Genomic DNA, 17668 nt, shown 5'->3' on the forward strand with positions numbered 1-17668 from the left:
CCATGCAAGACTGGCAGCGTTCGGTGATCTACCAGATCTACCCGAAGAGTTTCTACAGCCACAGCGGCCAGGCCACCGGCGACCTGCTGGGGGTGGTCGACAAGCTCGACTACCTGCACTGGCTGGGCGTCGATTGCCTGTGGCTCACCCCGTTCCTGCGTTCGCCCCAGCGCGACAACGGCTACGACATCAGCGACTACTACGCCATCGACCCGAGCTACGGGACCATGGCCGATTGCGAGCTGCTGATCGCCGAGGCCGGCAAGCGCGGCATCAAGCTGATGCTGGACATCGTGGTCAACCACACCTCCATCGAACATGAGTGGTTCCAGCAGGCGCGCAGCAGCCTCGACAACCCGTATCGCGACTTCTATATCTGGCGCGACCAGCCGAACAACTGGGAGTCCAAGTTCGGCGGTTCCGCCTGGGAATACGAAGCGCAGACCGGCCAGTACTACCTGCACCTGTTCGACCATACCCAGGCCGACCTCAACTGGGACAACCCCCAGGTGCGCGCCGAAGTGTTCAAGATGATGCGTTTCTGGCGCGACAAGGGCGTAGGCGGTTTCCGCCTGGATGTGATCAACCTGATCTCCAAGCCGGCCGATTTCCCGGAAGACGCCAGCGACGGTCGACGCTTCTATACCGACGGCCCGAACGTGCACCCGTACCTGCAGCAGATGCATCGCGAGGTCTTCGAGGGCTTTGACCTGATCAACGTCGGCGAGATGTCTTCCACCAGCCTCGAGCACTGCATTCGTTACTCGCAGCCCGAGTCGAAAGAGCTGTCGATGACCTTCAACTTCCACCACCTGAAGGTCGATTACCCGAACCTGCAGAAGTGGATTCGCGCCGATTTCGACTTCCTCCAGCTCAAGCGCATCCTCTCCGACTGGCAGAGCGGCATGCAGGCCGGCGGTGGCTGGAACGCGCTGTTCTGGTGCAACCACGACCAGCCACGGGTGGTGTCGCGTTTCGGCGACGACGGCGAATACCGGGTGGTCTCGGCGAAGATGCTCGCCACCGCGCTGCACTTCCTCCAGGGCACGCCGTTCGTGTACCAGGGCGAAGAGCTGGGCATGACCAACCCCGGTTTTACCCACATCGACCAATACCGCGATGTCGAGACCCTGAACATCTACCGCCTCAAGCGCGAAACCGGCGACAACGAAGCGGACAACATGGCGGCGATCATGCAGAAGTCCCGGGACAACGGGCGCACGCCGATGCAATGGAATACCGAGGCCCATGCCGGTTTCAGCAGCGTCGAGCCCTGGATCGGCGTGCCGGCCAATGCCGCGGGGATCAATGTCGCGCAGCAGCTGGAAGACCCGGATTCGGTGTTGCACCACTACCGCCAACTGATTGCCCTGCGCCGTCGCGAGCCGCTGATCCAGGACGGCGAGTATCGCCAGCTGCTGGCCGAGCACCCGCAGGTCTGGGCCTATCTGCGCGAGGGCCAGGGCGAGCGCCTGCTGGTGGTGAACAATTTCTACGGCAACGCCTGTGAAGTGCAGTTGCCGGAGGGAGTGATGGCCGAGCGCATGGAGCAGCGCCTGGTCATCAGTAACTACGCAGACCATCAAACCCGCAGTCGCGAGCTGTTCCTGCGGCCTTACGAGTCCTTTGTCCTGCACCTGATCGACCGCTGACAACCTTCCCCGCATGAGCGCGGCGTGCCCGGCACACCGCGAGCTTTCGCTCGCCGGTAGGGCGGCGCCTGCGGGGCACACACAGAATAAAAATAATGGGGTGGCTTATGAAAACAACAATAAATCGCGGTCTTGCAGCCTCTTGCGTCTGCCTGGCCTTGCCGTTCCCGGCCCAGGCCCTGGAGTTCGCCGGTTACTTGCGTAGCGGCCTCGGGACCTCGGTCAACAGCAGCTCGCAATCCTGTTTCCAGCTGCCCGGCGCGCAGTCCAAATACCGCCTGGGCAACGAATGCGAACAGTATGCCGAGCTGGAGCTGCGCCAGGACCTGTACACCCTGGACGACGGCTCGGTGCTCAGTGTCGATGCCATGGCGTCGTTGTATAACCAGTACGACCGCAGCCTGACCTTCCAGGGCGACAACGGCTCGGCGCGCATGCCGCAGATGTATGCCCAGTGGTCGAACATGCCCAGCCTCAATGGCGGCTCGCTGTGGGCCGGCCGGCGTTACTACAAGCGCAACGACATCCATATCTCCGACTTCTACTACTGGAACCAGAGTGCCACCGGCGGCGGCATCGAGGACGTGCTGATCGGCGATCTGAAATACAGTTATGCCTTCTCGCGCAAGGACAACCTGTACCAGAAGGACTACATCAACCGGCACGACTTCAACGTCGCCGGTTTCAAGACCAACCCCGGCGGCGAGCTGGAGCTGGGCCTGAGCTACATCGACAAGCCCGACAGTCGCGACGCCCATCGGGGGTGGGCGATCACCGCCCAGCATGTGCAAAAGGACTTCCTCGGCGGCAAGAACAAGCTGGCGTTGCAGTACGGCGAAGGCCCGGGCACCGGGCTGGGTTACACCGGCAATGTGCAACTGGACGACAGCAGCAAGAGCTACCGCCTGGTGGAGTTCTTCGACTGGCAATTGACCCCGCGGTTTGGCGGGCAGGTCGAGGCGATCTATCAGAAAGACATCCGCCCCGACGGCAACGACCAGAACTGGATCTCCCTGGGCATCCGCCCGGCCTATGCGATCAGCGAGCAGTTCAAACTGGTCACCGAGCTGGGCCACGATCAGGTCGAGGCCCCCGGCGGCACGCGCAAGCTCAGCAAGTTCACCTTTGCCCCGACCTGGTCGCCCAAGGGCCCGGAATTCTGGGCACGCCCCGAGGTGCGTCTGTACTACACCTATGCCAGTTGGAACCAGGCCGCCAAGCGCGCGGCCAATGAGCTGGCGGCGGGTTCGGCGCTGTCCGATACCGGCGCCTTCGGCACCGCCAGGCATGGCGCGAACGTCGGATTGCAAGTCGAGTACTGGTGGAAATAAGCGATGCTGTCGGGGCTCGCGCTCCATCGGCACTTACAAGAACAAACAGCAGGTGAAGTCATGGCTACAACCCAACAATTGCAACTGCTCGCGCCGCTGTCCGGGCTGCTGATGCCCCTGGAGCAAGTGCCGGACCCGGTGTTCTCAAGCCGGGTCATCGGTGACGGCCTGTGCATCGACCCGACCTCGCAGACCCTGCGCGCGCCGCTGGCCGGTGTGGTCAGCAACGTGCAGGACAGTGGCCATGCGGTGAGCATCACCGACGACAACGGCGTGCAGGTGCTGATGCACATCGGCCTGGACACGGTGAACCTGGCGGGCAAGGGTTTTAGCCGCCTGGTGCAGGAGGGCCAGCGGGTCGAGGCCGGGCAGCCGCTGATCGAGTTCGATGCCGACTACATCGCCGTGCATGCCCGCAGCCTGTTGACGCTGATGCTGGTGGTCAGTGGCGAGCCGTTCACCTGTCTGACCGCGGACAGCGCGTTGGTGGACAGCGGCCAGCCGTTGTTGCAGTTGAGCCTGGGCGAGACTGCGCCAAGCGCGGAGCCCGAGGAGGAGGGCGAGACACTGTTCTCCAAACCTGTGCTGCTGCCCAATCCCAATGGCCTGCATGCGCGCCCGGCGGCGGTGTTCGCCCAGGCGGCCAAGGGCTTCAAGGCGAACATCTGCCTGCACAAGCAGCAGGCCAGCGCCAACGCCAAGTCCCTGGTGGCGATCATGGCGCTGCAGACCGCGCAGGGTGATGCCTTGCAGGTCAGCGCGGCGGGCGAGGATGCCGAGGCGGCGATCAAGGCTCTGGCCAAGTTGCTGGCGAGTGGTTGTGGCGAGGCGGTGACGGCGATTGCCGCCGAGCCGGTGGCGGCGGTTGCGGCGCCAGCGGGCAAGTTGCTGCGGGGCGTCTGCGCCTCGACGGGCTCGGCCTTCGGGCAAGTGGTGCAGGTGGCCGAGCAGAAGCTTGAGATCGTCGAGTTCGCCAGCGATCAGGCCGCGCAGCGCGGGCAGCTGGAGCGGGCGCTGGCGCAGGCCACCGAGGCCCTGCAAGCGCTGCGGGACAAGGCCGCCAGCACAGCCCAGGGCGAGATCTTCAAGGCTCACCAGGAATTGCTGGAAGACCCGAGCCTGCTGGAGCAGGCCCAGGCCCTGATCAGCGATGGCAAGAGCGCGGCATTCGCCTGGAACCTCGCCACCGAAGCCACCGCCGAGCTGTTCAAGGGGTCAGGCAGTCCGTTGCTGGCCGAGCGTGCCCTGGACCTGATGGATGTCGGCCAGCGGGTGCTCAAGTTGCTGCTGGGCGTGCAGGACAGCGCCTGGGCCCTGCCGGAGCAGGCGATCCTGATTGCTGAGCAGCTCACCCCGTCCCAGACCGCCGGCCTCGATACCCGCAAGGTGCTGGGGTTCGCCACGGTTGGCGGCGGGGCCACCAGCCATGTGGCGATTCTGGCCCGGGCCCTGGGGTTGCCGGCGATCTGCGGCCTGCCGGTACAGGTGCTGGCGTTGGCCAGCGGTACACCGGTGCTGCTGGATGCCGACCAGGGTGAATTGCACCTGGAGCCTGCGCCGGCGGTGATCGCGCAGTTGCAGGCACGACGTCAGCAGCAACAGCAGCGCCAGCGCCAGGAGCTGGAGCAGTCGGCCCAGGCCGCGGTGACTCGCGACGGCCATCACTTCGAGGTGACGGCCAACGTCGCCTCGCTGGCCGAGGCCGAGCAGGCCATGGACCTGGGCGGGGAGGGCGTCGGTCTGTTGCGTTCGGAGTTTCTTTACCAGGACCGCGGCGTCGCCCCGAGCCACGAGGAACAGGCCGCGACCTACAGCGCCATCGCCCGGGCCCTGGGGCCGGAGCGCAATCTGGTGGTGCGGACCCTGGATGTCGGCGGCGACAAACCGCTGGCCTATGTGCCGATGGAGCCTGAAGCCAACCCCTTCCTCGGCATGCGCGGGATTCGCCTGTGCCTGGAGCGCCCGCAGCTGTTGCGCGAACAGTTCCGGGCGATCCTCGCCAGCGCCGGGCTGGCTCGCCTGCATATCATGCTGCCGATGGTCAGCCAGCTGGCGGAGTTGCGCCAGGCGCGGCAGATGCTGGAGGACGAAGCCCTGGCCCTGGGGCTCAAGGAATTGCCGAAGCTGGGGATCATGATCGAAGTGCCGTCGGCGGCGCTGCTGGCCGACCTGTTCGCGCCGGAGGTGGATTTCTTCTCCATCGGCACCAACGACCTGACCCAGTACACCCTGGCCATGGACCGCGATCATCCGCGCCTGGCCAGCCAGGCCGACAGTTTCCACCCGGCGGTGCTGCGCCTGATCGCCTCCACGGTCAAGGCCGCCCATGCCCATGGCAAGTGGGTCGGCGTGTGCGGGGCGCTGGCTTCGGAAACCCTGGCGGTGCCGCTGTTGCTGGGGCTAGGCGTGGACGAGCTGTCGGTCAGCGTGCCGCTGATCCCGGCGATCAAGGCCGGCGTGCGCGAGGTCGAGTTGAGCCAGTGCCAGGCCCTCGCCGGGCGCATTCTCGGCCTGGAAAGCGCCGAGCAGGTGCGTGACGCCTTGCACCAGCATCGGCAATCGACGCTGGCCCCTTCACCGGTTCTGGAGAACTGAACATGTTCGAGAAATTGCAGCGGGCGTTCTGGAAGGCCCTGACCCCGGACCTGGTGCCCGACCAGCCGAAAGCGACGGCCCCGGACAAGGACGACGCCGCCCTGGACGAGGCCGTGATTGCGGCGCTGGGCGGCGCCAACAACCTCAAGACCCGGCAGCGCGTGGCCCTGACCCGGGTGCGGGTGGAATTGCATGACCCGACCTTGCTCGATGCCACGGCCTTGCGTAATGCCGGCGTGCCCGGGGCGATGGCGCTGGTCGGCGGCGTGGTGCATCTGCTCGTCGGCTTATCTCCGACGTAGCCGCTGCCGAGCGAGCGAGGCTGCGTACGGATGCGAAGCGTCCGCAACCCAGGCAATGCGTTGCACCTGAGCCACCACGTTGGATGCCTTGGCGGGCGCTGCGCGCCCGTACGCAGCCTCGCAGGCTCGGCAGCGGCTACGGGGGCGGTGACGCCTGCGGCCGGTCGCCGCGCCGCTCTTACTGTTTCTCAACTGCGGGTGTATCGTATTCGCCTTTTGCGGGCCTCGGCCCGCCGCGGATACGTGAGGTAGTTGAGTCCATGTCCTTTACCCGTCGACAGATACTCGGTGGTCTGGCCGGTCTTGCAGTGGTTGGCGTGGGCGCCGGCGGCGCGGCGCGTTACTGGCTGGGCAAGATGGCCGACGCCGAGGCGGGCCACGATTATCAACTGATCGCCGCGCCGCTGGACGTGGAACTGGTGCCGGGCCTCAAGACCGAAGCCTGGGCCTTCGGCCCGTCCGCGCCGGGCACCGAGCTGCGGGTGCGCCAGGGCGAGTGGCTGCGGGTGCGCTTCATCAACCACCTGCCGGTGGCCACCACCATCCACTGGCACGGCATCCGCCTGCCGCTGGAAATGGACGGCGTGCCGTACGTCTCGCAATTGCCGGTGATGCCGGGCGAATACTTCGACTACAAGTTCCGCGTGCCGGATGCCGGCAGCTACTGGTACCACCCCCACGTCAACAGCAGCGAAGAACTGGGCCGCGGGCTGGTCGGCCCGCTGATCATCGAAGAGCGCGAACCCACCGGCTTCAAGTACGAACGCACCCTGAGCCTGAAAAGCTGGCATGTGGATGAAGCCGGCGCTTTCGTGCCTTTCAGCATTCCCCGCGAGGCGGCGCGTGGCGGCACGGCGGGGCGCCTGTCGACCATCAATGGCGTGTCCCAGGCGGTGGTGGAGATCCCGGCCGGGCAGATCACCCGCGTGCGCCTGCTCAACCTCGACAACACCCTGACCTACCGCATCAACATTCCGGGTGTCGAAGCGCAGATCTACGCCCTGGACGGCAACCCCATCGAGCCGCGGCCGCTGGGCAAGGAGTACTGGCTGGGGCCGGGCATGCGCATTTGCTTGGCGATCAAGGCACCGCCGGCCGGCGAAGAGCTGTCATTGCGCAACGGCCCGGTGCGCCTGGGCACCTTGCGTTCGGTGGCCAACAGCGACGCGCCGACCGAGTGGCCGCCGGCGTTGCCGGCCAACCCGATCGCCGAGCCGGACCTGGATAACGCCGAGAAGCTCAACTTCAACTTCGAGTGGGTTGGCTCGGTCTCGGTGAACGTGGACAATGGCAAGCCACCGAGCCTCTGGCAGATCAACGGCAAGGCCTGGGACATCACCGACAAGACCTGCGCCGACCGCCCGATCGCCACGCTCAAGAAGGGCCAGAGCTACATTTTCGAATTGAAGAACATGACTCAGTACCAGCACCCGATCCACTTGCACGGCATGAGCTTCAAGGTCATCGCCTCGAACCGCAAGAAGATCACCCCGTACTTCACCGACACCTACCTGCTGGGCAAGAACGAGCGTGCCCGGGTGGCGCTGGTGGCGGATAACCCGGGGGTGTGGATGTTCCATTGCCATGTGATCGACCACATGGAAACCGGCTTGATGGCCGCCATCGAGGTGGGCTGATGCGGCAGATTCGCCCCGCCCGGATCATCGATCGCAGCCGCGACCAGGACTTCATGCGCGAAGCCCTGGCCCTGGCCGCCCAGGGCGCGGCCCTGGGCGAGGTGCCGGTGGGCGCGGTGCTGGTGCAGGACGGGGAAATCATCGGTCGCGGCTACAACTGCCCGATCAGCGGCAGCGATCCCAGCGCCCATGCGGAGATGGTCGCGATCCGCGCCGCGGCCCAGGCGCTCGACAACTATCGCCTGCCCGGCAGCACCCTCTACGTGACCCTGGAGCCGTGCAGCATGTGCGCCGGGCTGATCGTGCATTCGCGTATCGCCCGGGTGGTGTACGGCGCGCTGGAGCCCAAGGCGGGCATCGTGCAGAGCCAGGGGCAGTTCTTCAGCCAGGGCTTTCTCAACCACCGGGTATTGGTCGAGGGCGGAGTGCTGGCCGAAGAGTGCGGCGCGGTGTTGAGCGAGTTTTTCAAGGCGCGCCGGGCGCGCTGATCCGCCCAGACTCTGCAATTACTTCCTGGCGACAATCACCGCGCGCATCGGCGCCGGCAGGCCTTCGATGGTCTTGCTGTGATCGTTCGGGTCGAGGAAATCGCTCAGCGACTGGTACTTCATCCACTCGGTGCCGCGCTGTTCCTCGACGCTGGTCACGCTCACATCCACACACCGCACATCGCTGAAGCCGGCACGGCGCAGCCACAGTTCCAGGGCCGGCACCGACGGCAGGAACCACACGTTACGCATCTGCGCGTAGCGGTCTTCCGGCACCAGCACCTGATGCCGGTCGCCTTCCACCACCAGGGTTTCCAGCACCAGTTCGCCGCCCTTGACCAGGCAGTCCTTGAGCGCCAGCAAATGCTCGATCGGCGAGCGGCGGTGGTAGAACACGCCCATGGAAAACACCGTGTCGAAGCCTTCCAGATTGGGCGGCAGGTCCTCGAACGGGAACGGCAGGTGCCACACCGCAGGCTCCGACAGGTAACGCTGCACCGCCTGGAACTGGCAGAAGAACAGCCAGTTCGGATCGACGCCGATCACGCTGTGGGCGCCGGCGCCGAGCATGCGCCACATGTAGTAGCCGTTGCCGCAGCCGACATCGAGGATGCGTTTGCCTTGCAGGTCCAGGTGCTTCGCGACCCGCGACCATTTCCAGTCCGAGCGCCATTCGGTGTCCACATGCACGCCGAACAGGTCGAACGGGCCCTTGCGCCAGGGCGACAGGCCCATCAGCGCGCTGCGCATCTGGGCGCGGGTGGCGTCGTCGCAGTCGGTGTCGAGGGTCAGGCCATTGAGCAGGTCGATCGTGCTCGGCTGGATCTTCGGCAGGGCGTCCAGCGCGCTCTGCCAGCGCTCCAGGTCGCCGTGGCCCTTTTCCATCTTGGTGTCGAGTTGCGCTTGCAGGGTGTTGGCCCAGTCGGCCAGCGGCGTACCGGCCAGACGGCGGGCGAGGGGGGACAGATCGATCATGGCAAGGCAATCAACGAGGCAAAGTTAAGACACTGGAACCACGGCACGACTTTCGAGAACCCGGCGGCCAGCAGGCGTTCGCGGTGTTCTTCGAGGCTGTCGGGCTTCATGACGTTTTCGATGGCGCTGCGCTTCTGGGCGATTTCCAGTTCGCTGTAGCCGTTGGCGCGCTTGAAGGCGATGTGCAGGTCGGTGAGCAGCGCATGCTCCTCGGGGTCGTTGAAGCGCAGCTTCTCCGAGAGGATCAGCGCACCGCCAGGCAGCAGCGCCTGGCGAATGCGCCCGAGCAGGGCCAGGCGCTGTTCGGGGGCGATGAATTGCAGGGTGAAGTTCAGCGCCACCACCGAGGCCGGCTGGAATTCCAGGGCGAGGATGTCGCCTTCGATCACTTCGACCGGCAACAGCTCCTGGAACATCGAGTCCTGGCCGTTGAGGTACTCGCGGCAGCGCTCGACCATGGCCGCCGAGTTATCCACCGCGATCACCCGGCAGCCGTCGGTGCGCACATGGCGGCGCAGGGCCTGGGTCACGGCACCGAGGGACGAACCCAGGTCGTAGAGCACGCTGTTGGGCTGGGCGAACTGGGCGGCGAGCACGCCGAGGTTCTCGACAATGGTCGGGTAACCCGGCACCGAGCGCTTGATCATGTCCGGGAACACCCGCACCACGTCCTCGTTGAAGGCGAAGTCGGGCACCTGGGCCAGGGGCTGGGCGAAAAGGCGGTCGGGTTCTTTGCTCACGGCGGTTCCAGCGGTGGAGATAGAAAGAGGGGCGGCATTGTAGCCGCTGACGCAGGCTGCGATAAGGCCCGAAGGGCCTTCGGGGCCTCAAGGGCGACACAAGGTTGATGCCCACCTGTGGCCCTGTAGCCGCTGCCGAGCTTGCGAGGCTGCGCACGAGGACGCAGTCCTCGCCAAGCCTGTGCATGGGGTTTATCTGAAGAGCCGTGGCGACTGGTTTTACGGCCGCTGCGCAGCCGATCGCAGCCTCGCGGGCTCGGCAGCGGCTACAGGGCTACAGGTTCAGCGGGGCTTCTGGCTGAAGGTCGACGCCGCGATCCCCCATTGCCCCAGCCAGTAACTGAGGATGATCAGGTAGGGCGCGGCATCGAAGGCCACCACAAAACGGCTGATGCCGATCACGCTGTCGGAGAACACGAAGGCCACGGCGCCGGCGGCGGCCAGTTGCGCCGAGCGCTTGGGCACCTCGCTGCCCAGGCGAGCCAGGGCGCGCCAGAGCATGGCGCTGATGGCCAGGCCGTAGACGATTACCGGCACCAGCAACGGGCCGAGGCCATGGCTGATCAGGATGCCCAGCAACGCCGCGCCGACGACCAGGGCCAGCAGCAGGGGCAAGGGCGCCAGGCGCCGGCAATCGCTGGTATAGGCCTTGAGATAGGCCAGGTGCGCGACCAGGAAGGCCCCGAGGCCGAACACGAACAGGTCGGCGGGCCAGGCCAGCAGCACGTCGCCGAGCAGGGAGAACAACAGGCCGAGGCTGATCCAGCGGCGATAGTCGCTGGGGGGCGCATCGTGCAACCAGCCGAGCAGGGCCAGCACCGGCAGCGGCTTGACCAGCAGGCACAGCAGGGTGGCGTGGATGCTCAGGCCGTAGAGGAAGGTCACCGCGCCCATCAGCGCCAGGATCAGCCAGCCCATGTCATTTGACCGAAATGGCGCAGTCGAAGGCTTTCACCGGCGCGACTTCCGGAGCCCAGGGCTGTTGATAGGTCAGCAGCAGGCGCCCGGTGCCGGCGGCGAAGGCCTGGAAGCGCCAGGTGGACTGGCCGGCGCTGCCTACCAGGCCGCTGTCTTCGGGGTTGCTGTAGACCTCGGGGCTGATTTTGCGCAGCACGCCGCCGGCCGAGTCCTGGATCGCCCAGCGATAACCCGTGGTCGGGTTGCTCGGCAGGGTCAGGATCAGGTTTTGCCCGTTGCTCAGTTGCACTGGACATTCGCTCTGGTTCTCGACCGTAACGTTTTGCTTGGGTTGGCTGGCGCAGGCGGCGAGCAGGGCGAGGCTGAGGGGCAGCAACAGACGAATCGGTGACATGGGTCAGAAAGCTCCGGTCATGACAAAGGGCGAGCATAACCGAAGATTGAGGAATATGTGGTGGGGCAGGCGAGACGTTGTAGGAGCAGCCGGTCGACGCTGCTCCTACAGATCCGCGTTTAGAACAGCACTTTCGCCACATCGGCGAAACGCTTGGCGAAGTGCACGGTGATGCCTTCCTTGAGGTAGTCCGGCAGCTCTTCGAAGTGGCCGCGGTTGGCTTCCGGCAGGATCAGCTCGTAGAGCTTCTGCCGGCGCGCCGCGATGACCTTCTCGCGCACCCCGCCGATGGGCAGGACATGCCCGGTCAGGGTCAGCTCGCCGGTCATGGCCACGCCCTTTTTCGGCGGCTGGTTGCGCGCCAGCGACAGCAGGGCGCTGGCCATGGTCACCCCGGCGCTCGGGCCATCCTTCGGCGTGGCGCCTTCCGGCACGTGCAGGTGGACGAATGCCTCGTCGAAGAACTTGGCATCGCCACCGAACTGCTTGAGGTGCGAGGTGACGTAGCTGTAGGCGATTTCCGCCGACTCCTTCATCACATCGCCCAATTGCCCGGTGAGCTTGAAGCCACGGTTGAGGGTATGAATCCGCGTGGCTTCGATCGGCAGCGTGGCGCCGCCCATGCTGGTCCAGGCCAGGCCGGTGATCACCCCGGTACCGCTGAGCACCTGCTCGTTGCGGAACACCGGCATGCCCAGGGAGGCTTCCAGGTCCTTGGTGCCGAGCTTGATCACCGCGTCCGGATCTTCCAGCAGCCGCACCACGGCCTTGCGCACCAGTTTGCCCAGCTGTTTCTCCAGCTGGCGCACGCCGGCCTCGCGGGCGTAACCATCGATCACCGCGCGCAGGGCCGCGTCGCTGATACTCAGGTTGGCCTTGGACACACCCGCCTTTTCCAGCTGCTTGGGCCACAGGTGGCGCTTAGCGATGGCCAGTTTTTCCTCGGTGATGTAGCCCGACAGGCGAATCACTTCCATCCGGTCCAGCAACGGGCCGGGAATCGAATCCAGGGTGTTGGCGGTGCACACGAACAGCACTTTCGACAGGTCCAGGCGCAGGTCCAGGTAGTGGTCGAGGAATTCCACGTTCTGTTCCGGGTCGAGGGTTTCCAGCAGCGCCGAGGCCGGGTCGCCCTGGTAGCTCTGGCCCATCTTGTCGATCTCGTCGAGCATGATCACCGGGTTCATCACCTCGACGTCTTTCAACGCTTGCACCAGCTTGCCCGGCAAGGCGCCGATGTAGGTGCGGCGGTGGCCCTTGATCTCGGCCTCGTCACGCATGCCGCCGACGCTGAAGCGGTAGAACGGCCGGCCCAGGGATTCGGCGATGGACTTGCCGACGCTGGTCTTGCCCACGCCGGGCGGGCCCACCAGCAGCACGATGGAGCCGCTGATCTCGCCCTTGTAGGCGCCGACCGCGAGGAATTCGAGAATCCGGCTCTTGATGTCGTCGAGCCCGGCGTGATGCTGGTCCAGCACCTTGCGCGCATGCTTGAGGTCGAGCTTGTCCTCGCCGTACACGCCCCAGGGCACCGCGGTGGCCCATTCCAGGTAGTTGCGGGTGACCGCGTACTCCGGCGAGCCGGTCTCGAGGATCGACAGTTTGTTCATTTCCTCCACGATGCGCTTTTGCGCTTGAGGAGGCAGGACCTTGCCAGCCAGGCGCTGCTCGAACTGCTCGATGTCGGCGCTGCGATCGTCCTTGGTCAGGCCCAGCTCCTGCTGGATGACCTTGAGTTGTTCCTTGAGGAAGAACTCGCGCTGATGCTCGCCGATCTTGCGATTGACCTCGGCGGAAATCTCTTTCTGCAGGCGCGCGACCTCGACTTCTTTGCGCAGCATCGGCAGGACTTTCTCCATGCGCTTGAGCATTGGCACGCAGTCGAGCACTTCCTGCAGTTCGTTGCCGGTGGCCGAGGTCAGCGCGGCGGCGAAGTCGGTCAGCGGCGACGGGTCGTTGGGGCTGAAGCGGTTGAGGTAGTTCTTCAGCTCTTCGCTGTACAGCGGGTTGAGCGGCAGCAGTTCCTTGATCGCGTTGATCAGTGCCATGCCGTAGGCCTTGACCTCGTCGGTCGGCTCGCTCGGCTGGTGCGGGTATTCGACCTCCACCAGGTAGGGCGGGCGATGGTGCTTGAGCCAGGTGCGGATGCGCACGCGGGTCAGGCCCTGGGCCACGAACTGCAACTTGCCGTTCTCGCGGCTGGCGTGGTGCACCTTGACCAGGGTGCCGTACAGCGGCAGGGCCGAGGTGTCGAAATGGCGTGGGTCTTCCGGCGGGGTGTCCATGAAGAACAGCGCCAGGGAATGGTGTTCGGACTTGCTCACCAGCTCCAGGGTTTCGGCCCAGGGTTCTTCGTTGACGATCACCGGCAAGACTTGCGCGGGGAAGAACGGCCGATTGTGGATCGGGATGATGTAGACCTTGTCCGGCAGATTCTGCCCGGGCAGAGCCAGACCCTTGCCGGAGGAGGTATGGAGTTCGGGGTTTTCCGGATCGGCGTATTCACTCATGGTTTCAGGAAGTTCTTGCTGGTCGCTCATGGGGCACCTGCGCAATGGGGTATGCGAAGTTAGATGGGGCAGGTGACGAGCGGTTTCAATGGTGCCCGGGCCGGATCAATTATTTCAGTCCTTGTCGCCGCAACGCAGGGCAGCCTCCAAAGCGCTGATTGTGAGGCTGTCATTTCTGCGCAAGAGCGTTGGTAAATTGGCGGTGACAAAAAAATGACTTTATGAACCCCCTGATTTTATTGCGTGATCTTCTTCTCTTGGCAGTCTAATCTGGACCGACTAAATGTTGTCAGGGAAAAGGCATTTATTTGACGCATCTTTAGCTGCCCAGAGGGACGCGTAATGATCAAAGGACTTTTCAGCGGGGAGCGGCGGGTGTCGCCGTGGGGGTGCAGGGGCGACAACAGTGAGGTCGCGGCGACGAGAGCCGTCTCATGAAGTGGCGCCATACGTTCCAGGTAAGGATCACTGGGGTATTGGCGTTGTTGCTGTTGATCGTGATCGGGGTGGTGTATTTCGCCGTCAAGGCCGCGACCAATCATGCGGTGGAAAACCAGGCGCAAGTGCAGCTGCAAACCGGCACCCGGGTCTTCGAACGCCTGCTGGAACTGCGCGGTCGGCGCTTGCGTTATGGCGTGGACTGGCTGGTGGTGGACTCGCAGTTCCGTGAGGCGGTGATCAGCGGCGACTCGCGGGCGATTCTCGAGGCGCTGCGCCAGCATGGTACCGGCACCCGCGGCAGCGAGCTGTTCGTGCTCGGCGCCGAAGGCACGGTGATCGCCAGCACCCTGGGGGCGATCGCCGAGCGTGAGCATTTCCCCTACGACCGAGCCTTGCGCACGGCCCTGCGGCAGAACAAAAGCATGTTGATCGTCGCGCTCAAGGGCCAGCCTTATCTGCTGGTCCAGGGGCAGGTACTGACGCCGATGCACATGAATCGGGTGGTCATGGCGTTTCGCATGGACGACCTGTTCGCCAGCGAGTTGCGCTCCATGAGCAACCTGGAGGTGTCCTTCCTCACCCTGCAGGACGGGCGCGCGGGGGAGCTGTTCAGCACTCAGCCGGATATTTTCTGGGCGACCATCATCACCACCCTGCGCAATGCGTCCTGGCGCGCGCGACCACAGTTGAGCGATGCCCACGGCAAGCGCTTCCTCAATCAGGCCCTGCAACTGGCCAATACCGACGATCCCGACGACCCCAAGGTTCTGGCGTTGCTGCAAAGCCCGCTGGATCACGCCTTGCAGGCCTTCGCGCCGCTGGACCGCGAGTTCCTGGTGATTGCCCTGGCGGCGCTGGTGGTGTCGCTGGCCGGCGCCCTGTTCATGGCGCGGCGGGTGTCGCGGCCGTTGAATGTGCTGGCCGATGCCGCCCAACGCATCGGCGCCGGCAACTACCAGGTGCCAGTGGTGCTCAAGCGCACCGACGAGTTCGGCTTGCTGGCCGAGGCGATCAACGCCATGCAGAGCGGGATTGCCAGCCGCGAACTGCAACTGGCCCACAACGCCCTGCACGACCCCCTGACCGGCTTGCCCAACCGGGCGCTGGCCATGGAGCGCCTGAGCAACGCCATCAGCGCCGGGCGCAGGGTGGTGCTGCTGTACCTGGGCATCGAGGACTATCGGGCGATCAACGAAGGCCTGGGCCCGGAAGGGGTGGAGCAAATGATGCGCGAAGTCAGCCGGCGGCTGTCGGAGACGGTGTCCACCGGCGACACCGCCGCGCGCATCACCGCCAACGAGTTTCTGTTGCTGCTGGAAAATACCGAGATCGATGGCGCGGTGGCCATGGCCGACCGGCTCCATGCGTTATTGAGCCGGCCGCAGCCCCTGCGTGGCGATGAAGTGCAGCGCCAGGTGTGCATCGGCGTGGCGGTCTACCCCACCGACGGACAATCGGCGGAAGAGCTGATCAGCCGCGCCGCCATCGCTCGCCACGATGCGGCCGCCCAGCCCGGTTACCTGCAGATCTACCAGCAGGATCGCGACCTGGCCCATCAGCGCCAGATCGGACTGATCCGCGACCTGCGCCGGGCCGCGGCGGAAGGCGAGCTGTTCTTGCTGTACCAGCCCAAGCTGGACCTGCGTCACGGCCATGTGCACCAGGCCGAAGCCCTGCTGCGCTGGCAGCACCCGGAGTTCGGCATGGTCTCGCCGGCGGAGTTCATCCCCCTGGCCGAGCGGACCGGCAGCATGAACAGCCTGACCCTGTGGGTGATCGAGGAGGGCATGCGGCAACTGGCCGAATGGAACATGCGCGGGCTGCATCTGCAGTTGTCGCTGAACATCTCGGCGGACGACCTGCATGGTCACGACCTGGCGGCGCGGGTGAGCGTGTTGCTGCAGCGTTATCGATTGTCCGCCGAGCAGCTGATTTTCGAGATCACCGAAAGCGCGATCATGCGTCATCCGGAGCAGGCGCTGGAGGTGTTGCAGAGCCTGCGCGACTGCGGCATCAGCCTGTCGGTGGACGACTTCGGCACCGGCTACTCGTCGCTGGCGCAATTGCAGCGGCTGCCGGTGCAGGAGCTGAAGATCGACCAGTCGTTTATCCGCAACCTCGACGAAACCAGCGGCGACGCGGTGATCGTGCGTTCCACCATCGAGATGAGCCACAACCTGGGGCTCAAGGTGGTGGCCGAAGGGGTGGAGCAGGAGCGCAGCCTGCGCCTGCTGGAGCGCTGGCATTGCGACACGGCCCAGGGCTACCTGATCAGCCGGCCGCTGACTGCCACAGCCTTCGAGGCTTGGCTGCTGAAGTCGCGGATTTCCAGCTGAGCAGCCCTGTGTGGCCGCACCGGGCGCTGCAGCCAGAGATCTGCAGGCCCTGCTTCACGGTGTGAAGTCTGGCGCCATGAACCCTCGGCGATGGGCCGCGGCTTACTGCTTGGTGCACTCGGCGGGGAGCGCCACGACGCCGCCCATGGAGGCGAAGGCGACCATGCCGCCACTGGGCAATACGCAATTGTATTCGCCGTTGCTGGTGCTGGCAGTGAAGTAGGTCTGGGACGCGTCGCTGCGCACATTGGAGACCGTGGTCACGGGCTTGCCGAGGGTGGTCTGGGCGCGGTTCTTGAGGTCGTCGTTGCTGGGTTTGGCAATGGCGCAACCGCCCAGGGCGAGGGCCAGGATACCGAGCAGGGCGAGGGGACGAGCAGTGGGGTGGAGGTTCATGGTGATTCTTCCTTGGCATTGTTGTGTTTTCTACGGCGCAGCCGACCCCGACACCGCAGAGCGGCGGTGTTGAGAAGAGCGAGTGAGTGGTTGGCACTATATCGCCGGGGTGGGGGAGGGTCGATTAGCACAGATGGGCTAATGTCCCTTTGCAATGACCGGGTTGAGGACGGCGTCGGCGCAGGGCCGGCTGGAGTCGCCGGCCCCGGATCGAGGTTCAGCTCAGCAGTTGTTCCTGCAGGCGCCGGCCGAGTACGTCCAGCAGGTCGCAACCGTCGCGCAGGGGGATGACGCAGAGCTGGGCGAAATCCTGGAGCAGCGCCGGGTTGCCGTGCAGGTTGGCGTCACTGGCGAGGTTTTCCAGCAACTGGGCCGCGGCGCGGATGCGGTGAGCGGCGGCTTCGTGCAGCACATCCAATGGCGCCTCGGTGTCGATCAGCAAGGCGGGGATGGTGCAGTCGTTGCTGGTCAGGGCCATGTAGCGGCGGGGTGAGGTGTCGTCGATGAGCGCGGGTGGATCGGGAGTGAGTTTTTTCATTGGTCTGTTCCTAACGTATGAGTCGGAGTCGCCAGAAATCACTTCCACGTAATCAGGTGGCGGCTGTACGCAGGTGTGGAAGACCGGGACGTTAGGCACCCGGCGCACTCGAGAGTGCCCCACGCACAGCCACCATAAAGTGCAGGCGAAAAAACGCCTGACTCACGTTGCTTTGCGCGCCTAACGATATAAGGGCTTCCACACCCTGTCACTGAGTTTGCAGTGACAGGCCAAACCATAGAGTCCGGGGCCCGGCGGGACAAGGTGATGGGAGTCGACGCGTGTTGTAGGAATTTTCGCTGTAGCCATTGCCACACCGATCTCGGATCGACATTGGCCCTGTAGCCGCTGCCGAGCCCGCGAGGCTGCGATAAGGCCCGCAGGGCCTTGGTTCCCGATCTTGCGCCAAACCTCC

Annotated in this window: 14 protein-coding genes; 7 read left to right on the top strand and 7 right to left on the bottom strand. The window is 65.0% G+C overall.

The window, feature by feature from the left end; genetic code table 11:
* Positions 1 to 2 precede the first annotated feature (2 nt).
* The 6 genes from treC (at position 3) to tadA (ending at position 8005) form a co-directional block, all read left to right on the top strand.
* Positions 3 to 1652 carry an alpha,alpha-phosphotrehalase gene (treC, locus tag CRO75_RS07900; protein ID WP_097134916.1) on the top strand — a complete coding sequence of 550 codons (1650 nt, stop codon included), beginning with the start codon at positions 3 to 5 and terminating at the stop codon, positions 1650 to 1652.
* A gap of 107 nt (positions 1653 to 1759) precedes the next feature.
* Positions 1760 to 2983 (top strand): carbohydrate porin, encoded by a 1224-nt coding sequence (locus tag CRO75_RS07905; protein WP_085532235.1) that lies wholly within the window; start codon positions 1760 to 1762, stop codon positions 2981 to 2983.
* Between the two features lie 60 nt (positions 2984 to 3043).
* Complete coding sequence (gene ptsP / locus CRO75_RS07910) at positions 3044 to 5578, top strand: phosphoenolpyruvate--protein phosphotransferase (protein ID WP_097134917.1); 2535 nt, start codon at positions 3044 to 3046, stop codon at positions 5576 to 5578.
* A gap of 2 nt (positions 5579 to 5580) precedes the next feature.
* On the top strand, positions 5581 to 5880 hold the full coding sequence (locus tag CRO75_RS07915; RefSeq protein ID WP_097134918.1) for a PTS transporter subunit EIIB: 300 nt from the start codon (positions 5581 to 5583) through the stop codon (positions 5878 to 5880).
* A 260-nt stretch (positions 5881 to 6140) separates the two neighbouring features.
* Positions 6141 to 7517 carry a multicopper oxidase family protein gene (locus CRO75_RS07920; RefSeq protein ID WP_097134919.1) on the top strand — a complete coding sequence of 459 codons (1377 nt, stop codon included), beginning with the start codon at positions 6141 to 6143 and terminating at the stop codon, positions 7515 to 7517.
* Positions 7517 to 8005, top strand: coding sequence for a tRNA adenosine(34) deaminase TadA (gene tadA, locus CRO75_RS07925; protein ID WP_097134920.1), 489 nt, complete (start codon positions 7517 to 7519; stop codon positions 8003 to 8005). The genes CRO75_RS07920 and tadA overlap by 1 nt, the downstream gene beginning before the upstream one ends.
* 18 nt (positions 8006 to 8023) lie before the next feature.
* Here the strand turns inward: tadA and cmoB are convergent, their stop codons facing one another.
* The 5 genes from cmoB to lon form a co-directional block, all read right to left on the bottom strand.
* Entirely contained in the window at positions 8024 to 8980 is a 957-nt protein-coding gene (cmoB, locus tag CRO75_RS07930) for a tRNA 5-methoxyuridine(34)/uridine 5-oxyacetic acid(34) synthase CmoB (RefSeq protein WP_062824751.1), read from the bottom strand.
* On the bottom strand, positions 8977 to 9720 hold the full coding sequence (gene cmoA, locus CRO75_RS07935) for a carboxy-S-adenosyl-L-methionine synthase CmoA (RefSeq protein WP_009050613.1): 744 nt from the start codon (positions 9718 to 9720) through the stop codon (positions 8977 to 8979). Before cmoA ends, cmoB begins: the two co-directional genes overlap by 4 nt.
* A gap of 282 nt (positions 9721 to 10002) precedes the next feature.
* Positions 10003 to 10638 carry a lysoplasmalogenase gene (locus CRO75_RS07940; RefSeq protein ID WP_097134921.1) on the bottom strand — a complete coding sequence of 212 codons (636 nt, stop codon included), beginning with the start codon at positions 10636 to 10638 and terminating at the stop codon, positions 10003 to 10005.
* A 1-nt stretch (position 10639) separates the two neighbouring features.
* Entirely contained in the window at positions 10640 to 11032 is a 393-nt protein-coding gene (locus CRO75_RS07945) for a protease inhibitor I42 family protein (protein WP_097134922.1), read from the bottom strand.
* A 119-nt stretch (positions 11033 to 11151) separates the two neighbouring features.
* Positions 11152 to 13572, bottom strand: coding sequence for an endopeptidase La (gene lon / locus CRO75_RS07950; protein WP_097134923.1), 2421 nt, complete (start codon positions 13570 to 13572; stop codon positions 11152 to 11154).
* Positions 13573 to 13976: 404 nt separating this feature from the next.
* On the opposite strand from lon, the gene CRO75_RS07955 reads away from it, so the two are divergent.
* Entirely contained in the window at positions 13977 to 16319 is a 2343-nt protein-coding gene (locus tag CRO75_RS07955; protein WP_097134924.1) for a GGDEF domain-containing phosphodiesterase, read from the top strand.
* Positions 16320 to 16421: 102 nt separating this feature from the next.
* Here CRO75_RS07955 and CRO75_RS07960 read toward each other — a convergent pair whose 3' ends face one another.
* Together CRO75_RS07960 and CRO75_RS07965 are read right to left on the bottom strand one after the other, a co-directional pair.
* Positions 16422 to 16715: a hypothetical protein gene (locus tag CRO75_RS07960; protein ID WP_062824755.1), complete on the bottom strand. Its 294-nt coding sequence runs from the start codon at positions 16713 to 16715 to the stop codon at positions 16422 to 16424.
* A gap of 217 nt (positions 16716 to 16932) precedes the next feature.
* Positions 16933 to 17253, bottom strand: coding sequence for a hypothetical protein (locus tag CRO75_RS07965; protein ID WP_062824756.1), 321 nt, complete (start codon positions 17251 to 17253; stop codon positions 16933 to 16935).
* Positions 17254 to 17668 lie beyond the last annotated feature (415 nt).

This window comes from Pseudomonas sp. LAMO17WK12:I10, assembly GCF_900215185.1.
In the GTDB taxonomy this organism is placed as follows: Bacteria; Pseudomonadota; Gammaproteobacteria; order Pseudomonadales; family Pseudomonadaceae; genus Aquipseudomonas; species Aquipseudomonas chlororaphis.

What these genes read in the sequence shown, in the direction of transcription:
- lon (WP_097134923.1), bottom strand. Translation starts at nt 13,572, where the DNA reads ATGAGCGACCAGCAAGAACTTCCTGAAACCATGAGTGAATACGCCGAT.
- CRO75_RS07915 (WP_097134918.1), top strand. Translation starts at nt 5,581, where the DNA reads ATGTTCGAGAAATTGCAGCGGGCGTTCTGGAAGGCCCTGACCCCGGAC.
- treC (WP_097134916.1), top strand. Translation starts at nt 3, where the DNA reads ATGCAAGACTGGCAGCGTTCGGTGATCTACCAGATCTACCCGAAGAGT.
- cmoB (WP_062824751.1), bottom strand. Translation starts at nt 8,980, where the DNA reads ATGATCGATCTGTCCCCCCTCGCCCGCCGTCTGGCCGGTACGCCGCTG.
- CRO75_RS07945 (WP_097134922.1), bottom strand. Translation starts at nt 11,032, where the DNA reads ATGTCACCGATTCGTCTGTTGCTGCCCCTCAGCCTCGCCCTGCTCGCC.
- tadA (WP_097134920.1), top strand. Translation starts at nt 7,517, where the DNA reads ATGCGGCAGATTCGCCCCGCCCGGATCATCGATCGCAGCCGCGACCAG.
- CRO75_RS07905 (WP_085532235.1), top strand. Translation starts at nt 1,760, where the DNA reads ATGAAAACAACAATAAATCGCGGTCTTGCAGCCTCTTGCGTCTGCCTG.
- CRO75_RS07960 (WP_062824755.1), bottom strand. Translation starts at nt 16,715, where the DNA reads ATGAACCTCCACCCCACTGCTCGTCCCCTCGCCCTGCTCGGTATCCTG.
- CRO75_RS07920 (WP_097134919.1), top strand. Translation starts at nt 6,141, where the DNA reads ATGTCCTTTACCCGTCGACAGATACTCGGTGGTCTGGCCGGTCTTGCA.
- CRO75_RS07940 (WP_097134921.1), bottom strand. Translation starts at nt 10,638, where the DNA reads ATGGGCTGGCTGATCCTGGCGCTGATGGGCGCGGTGACCTTCCTCTAC.
- ptsP (WP_097134917.1), top strand. Translation starts at nt 3,044, where the DNA reads ATGGCTACAACCCAACAATTGCAACTGCTCGCGCCGCTGTCCGGGCTG.
- CRO75_RS07965 (WP_062824756.1), bottom strand. Translation starts at nt 17,253, where the DNA reads ATGAAAAAACTCACTCCCGATCCACCCGCGCTCATCGACGACACCTCA.
- CRO75_RS07955 (WP_097134924.1), top strand. Translation starts at nt 13,977, where the DNA reads ATGAAGTGGCGCCATACGTTCCAGGTAAGGATCACTGGGGTATTGGCG.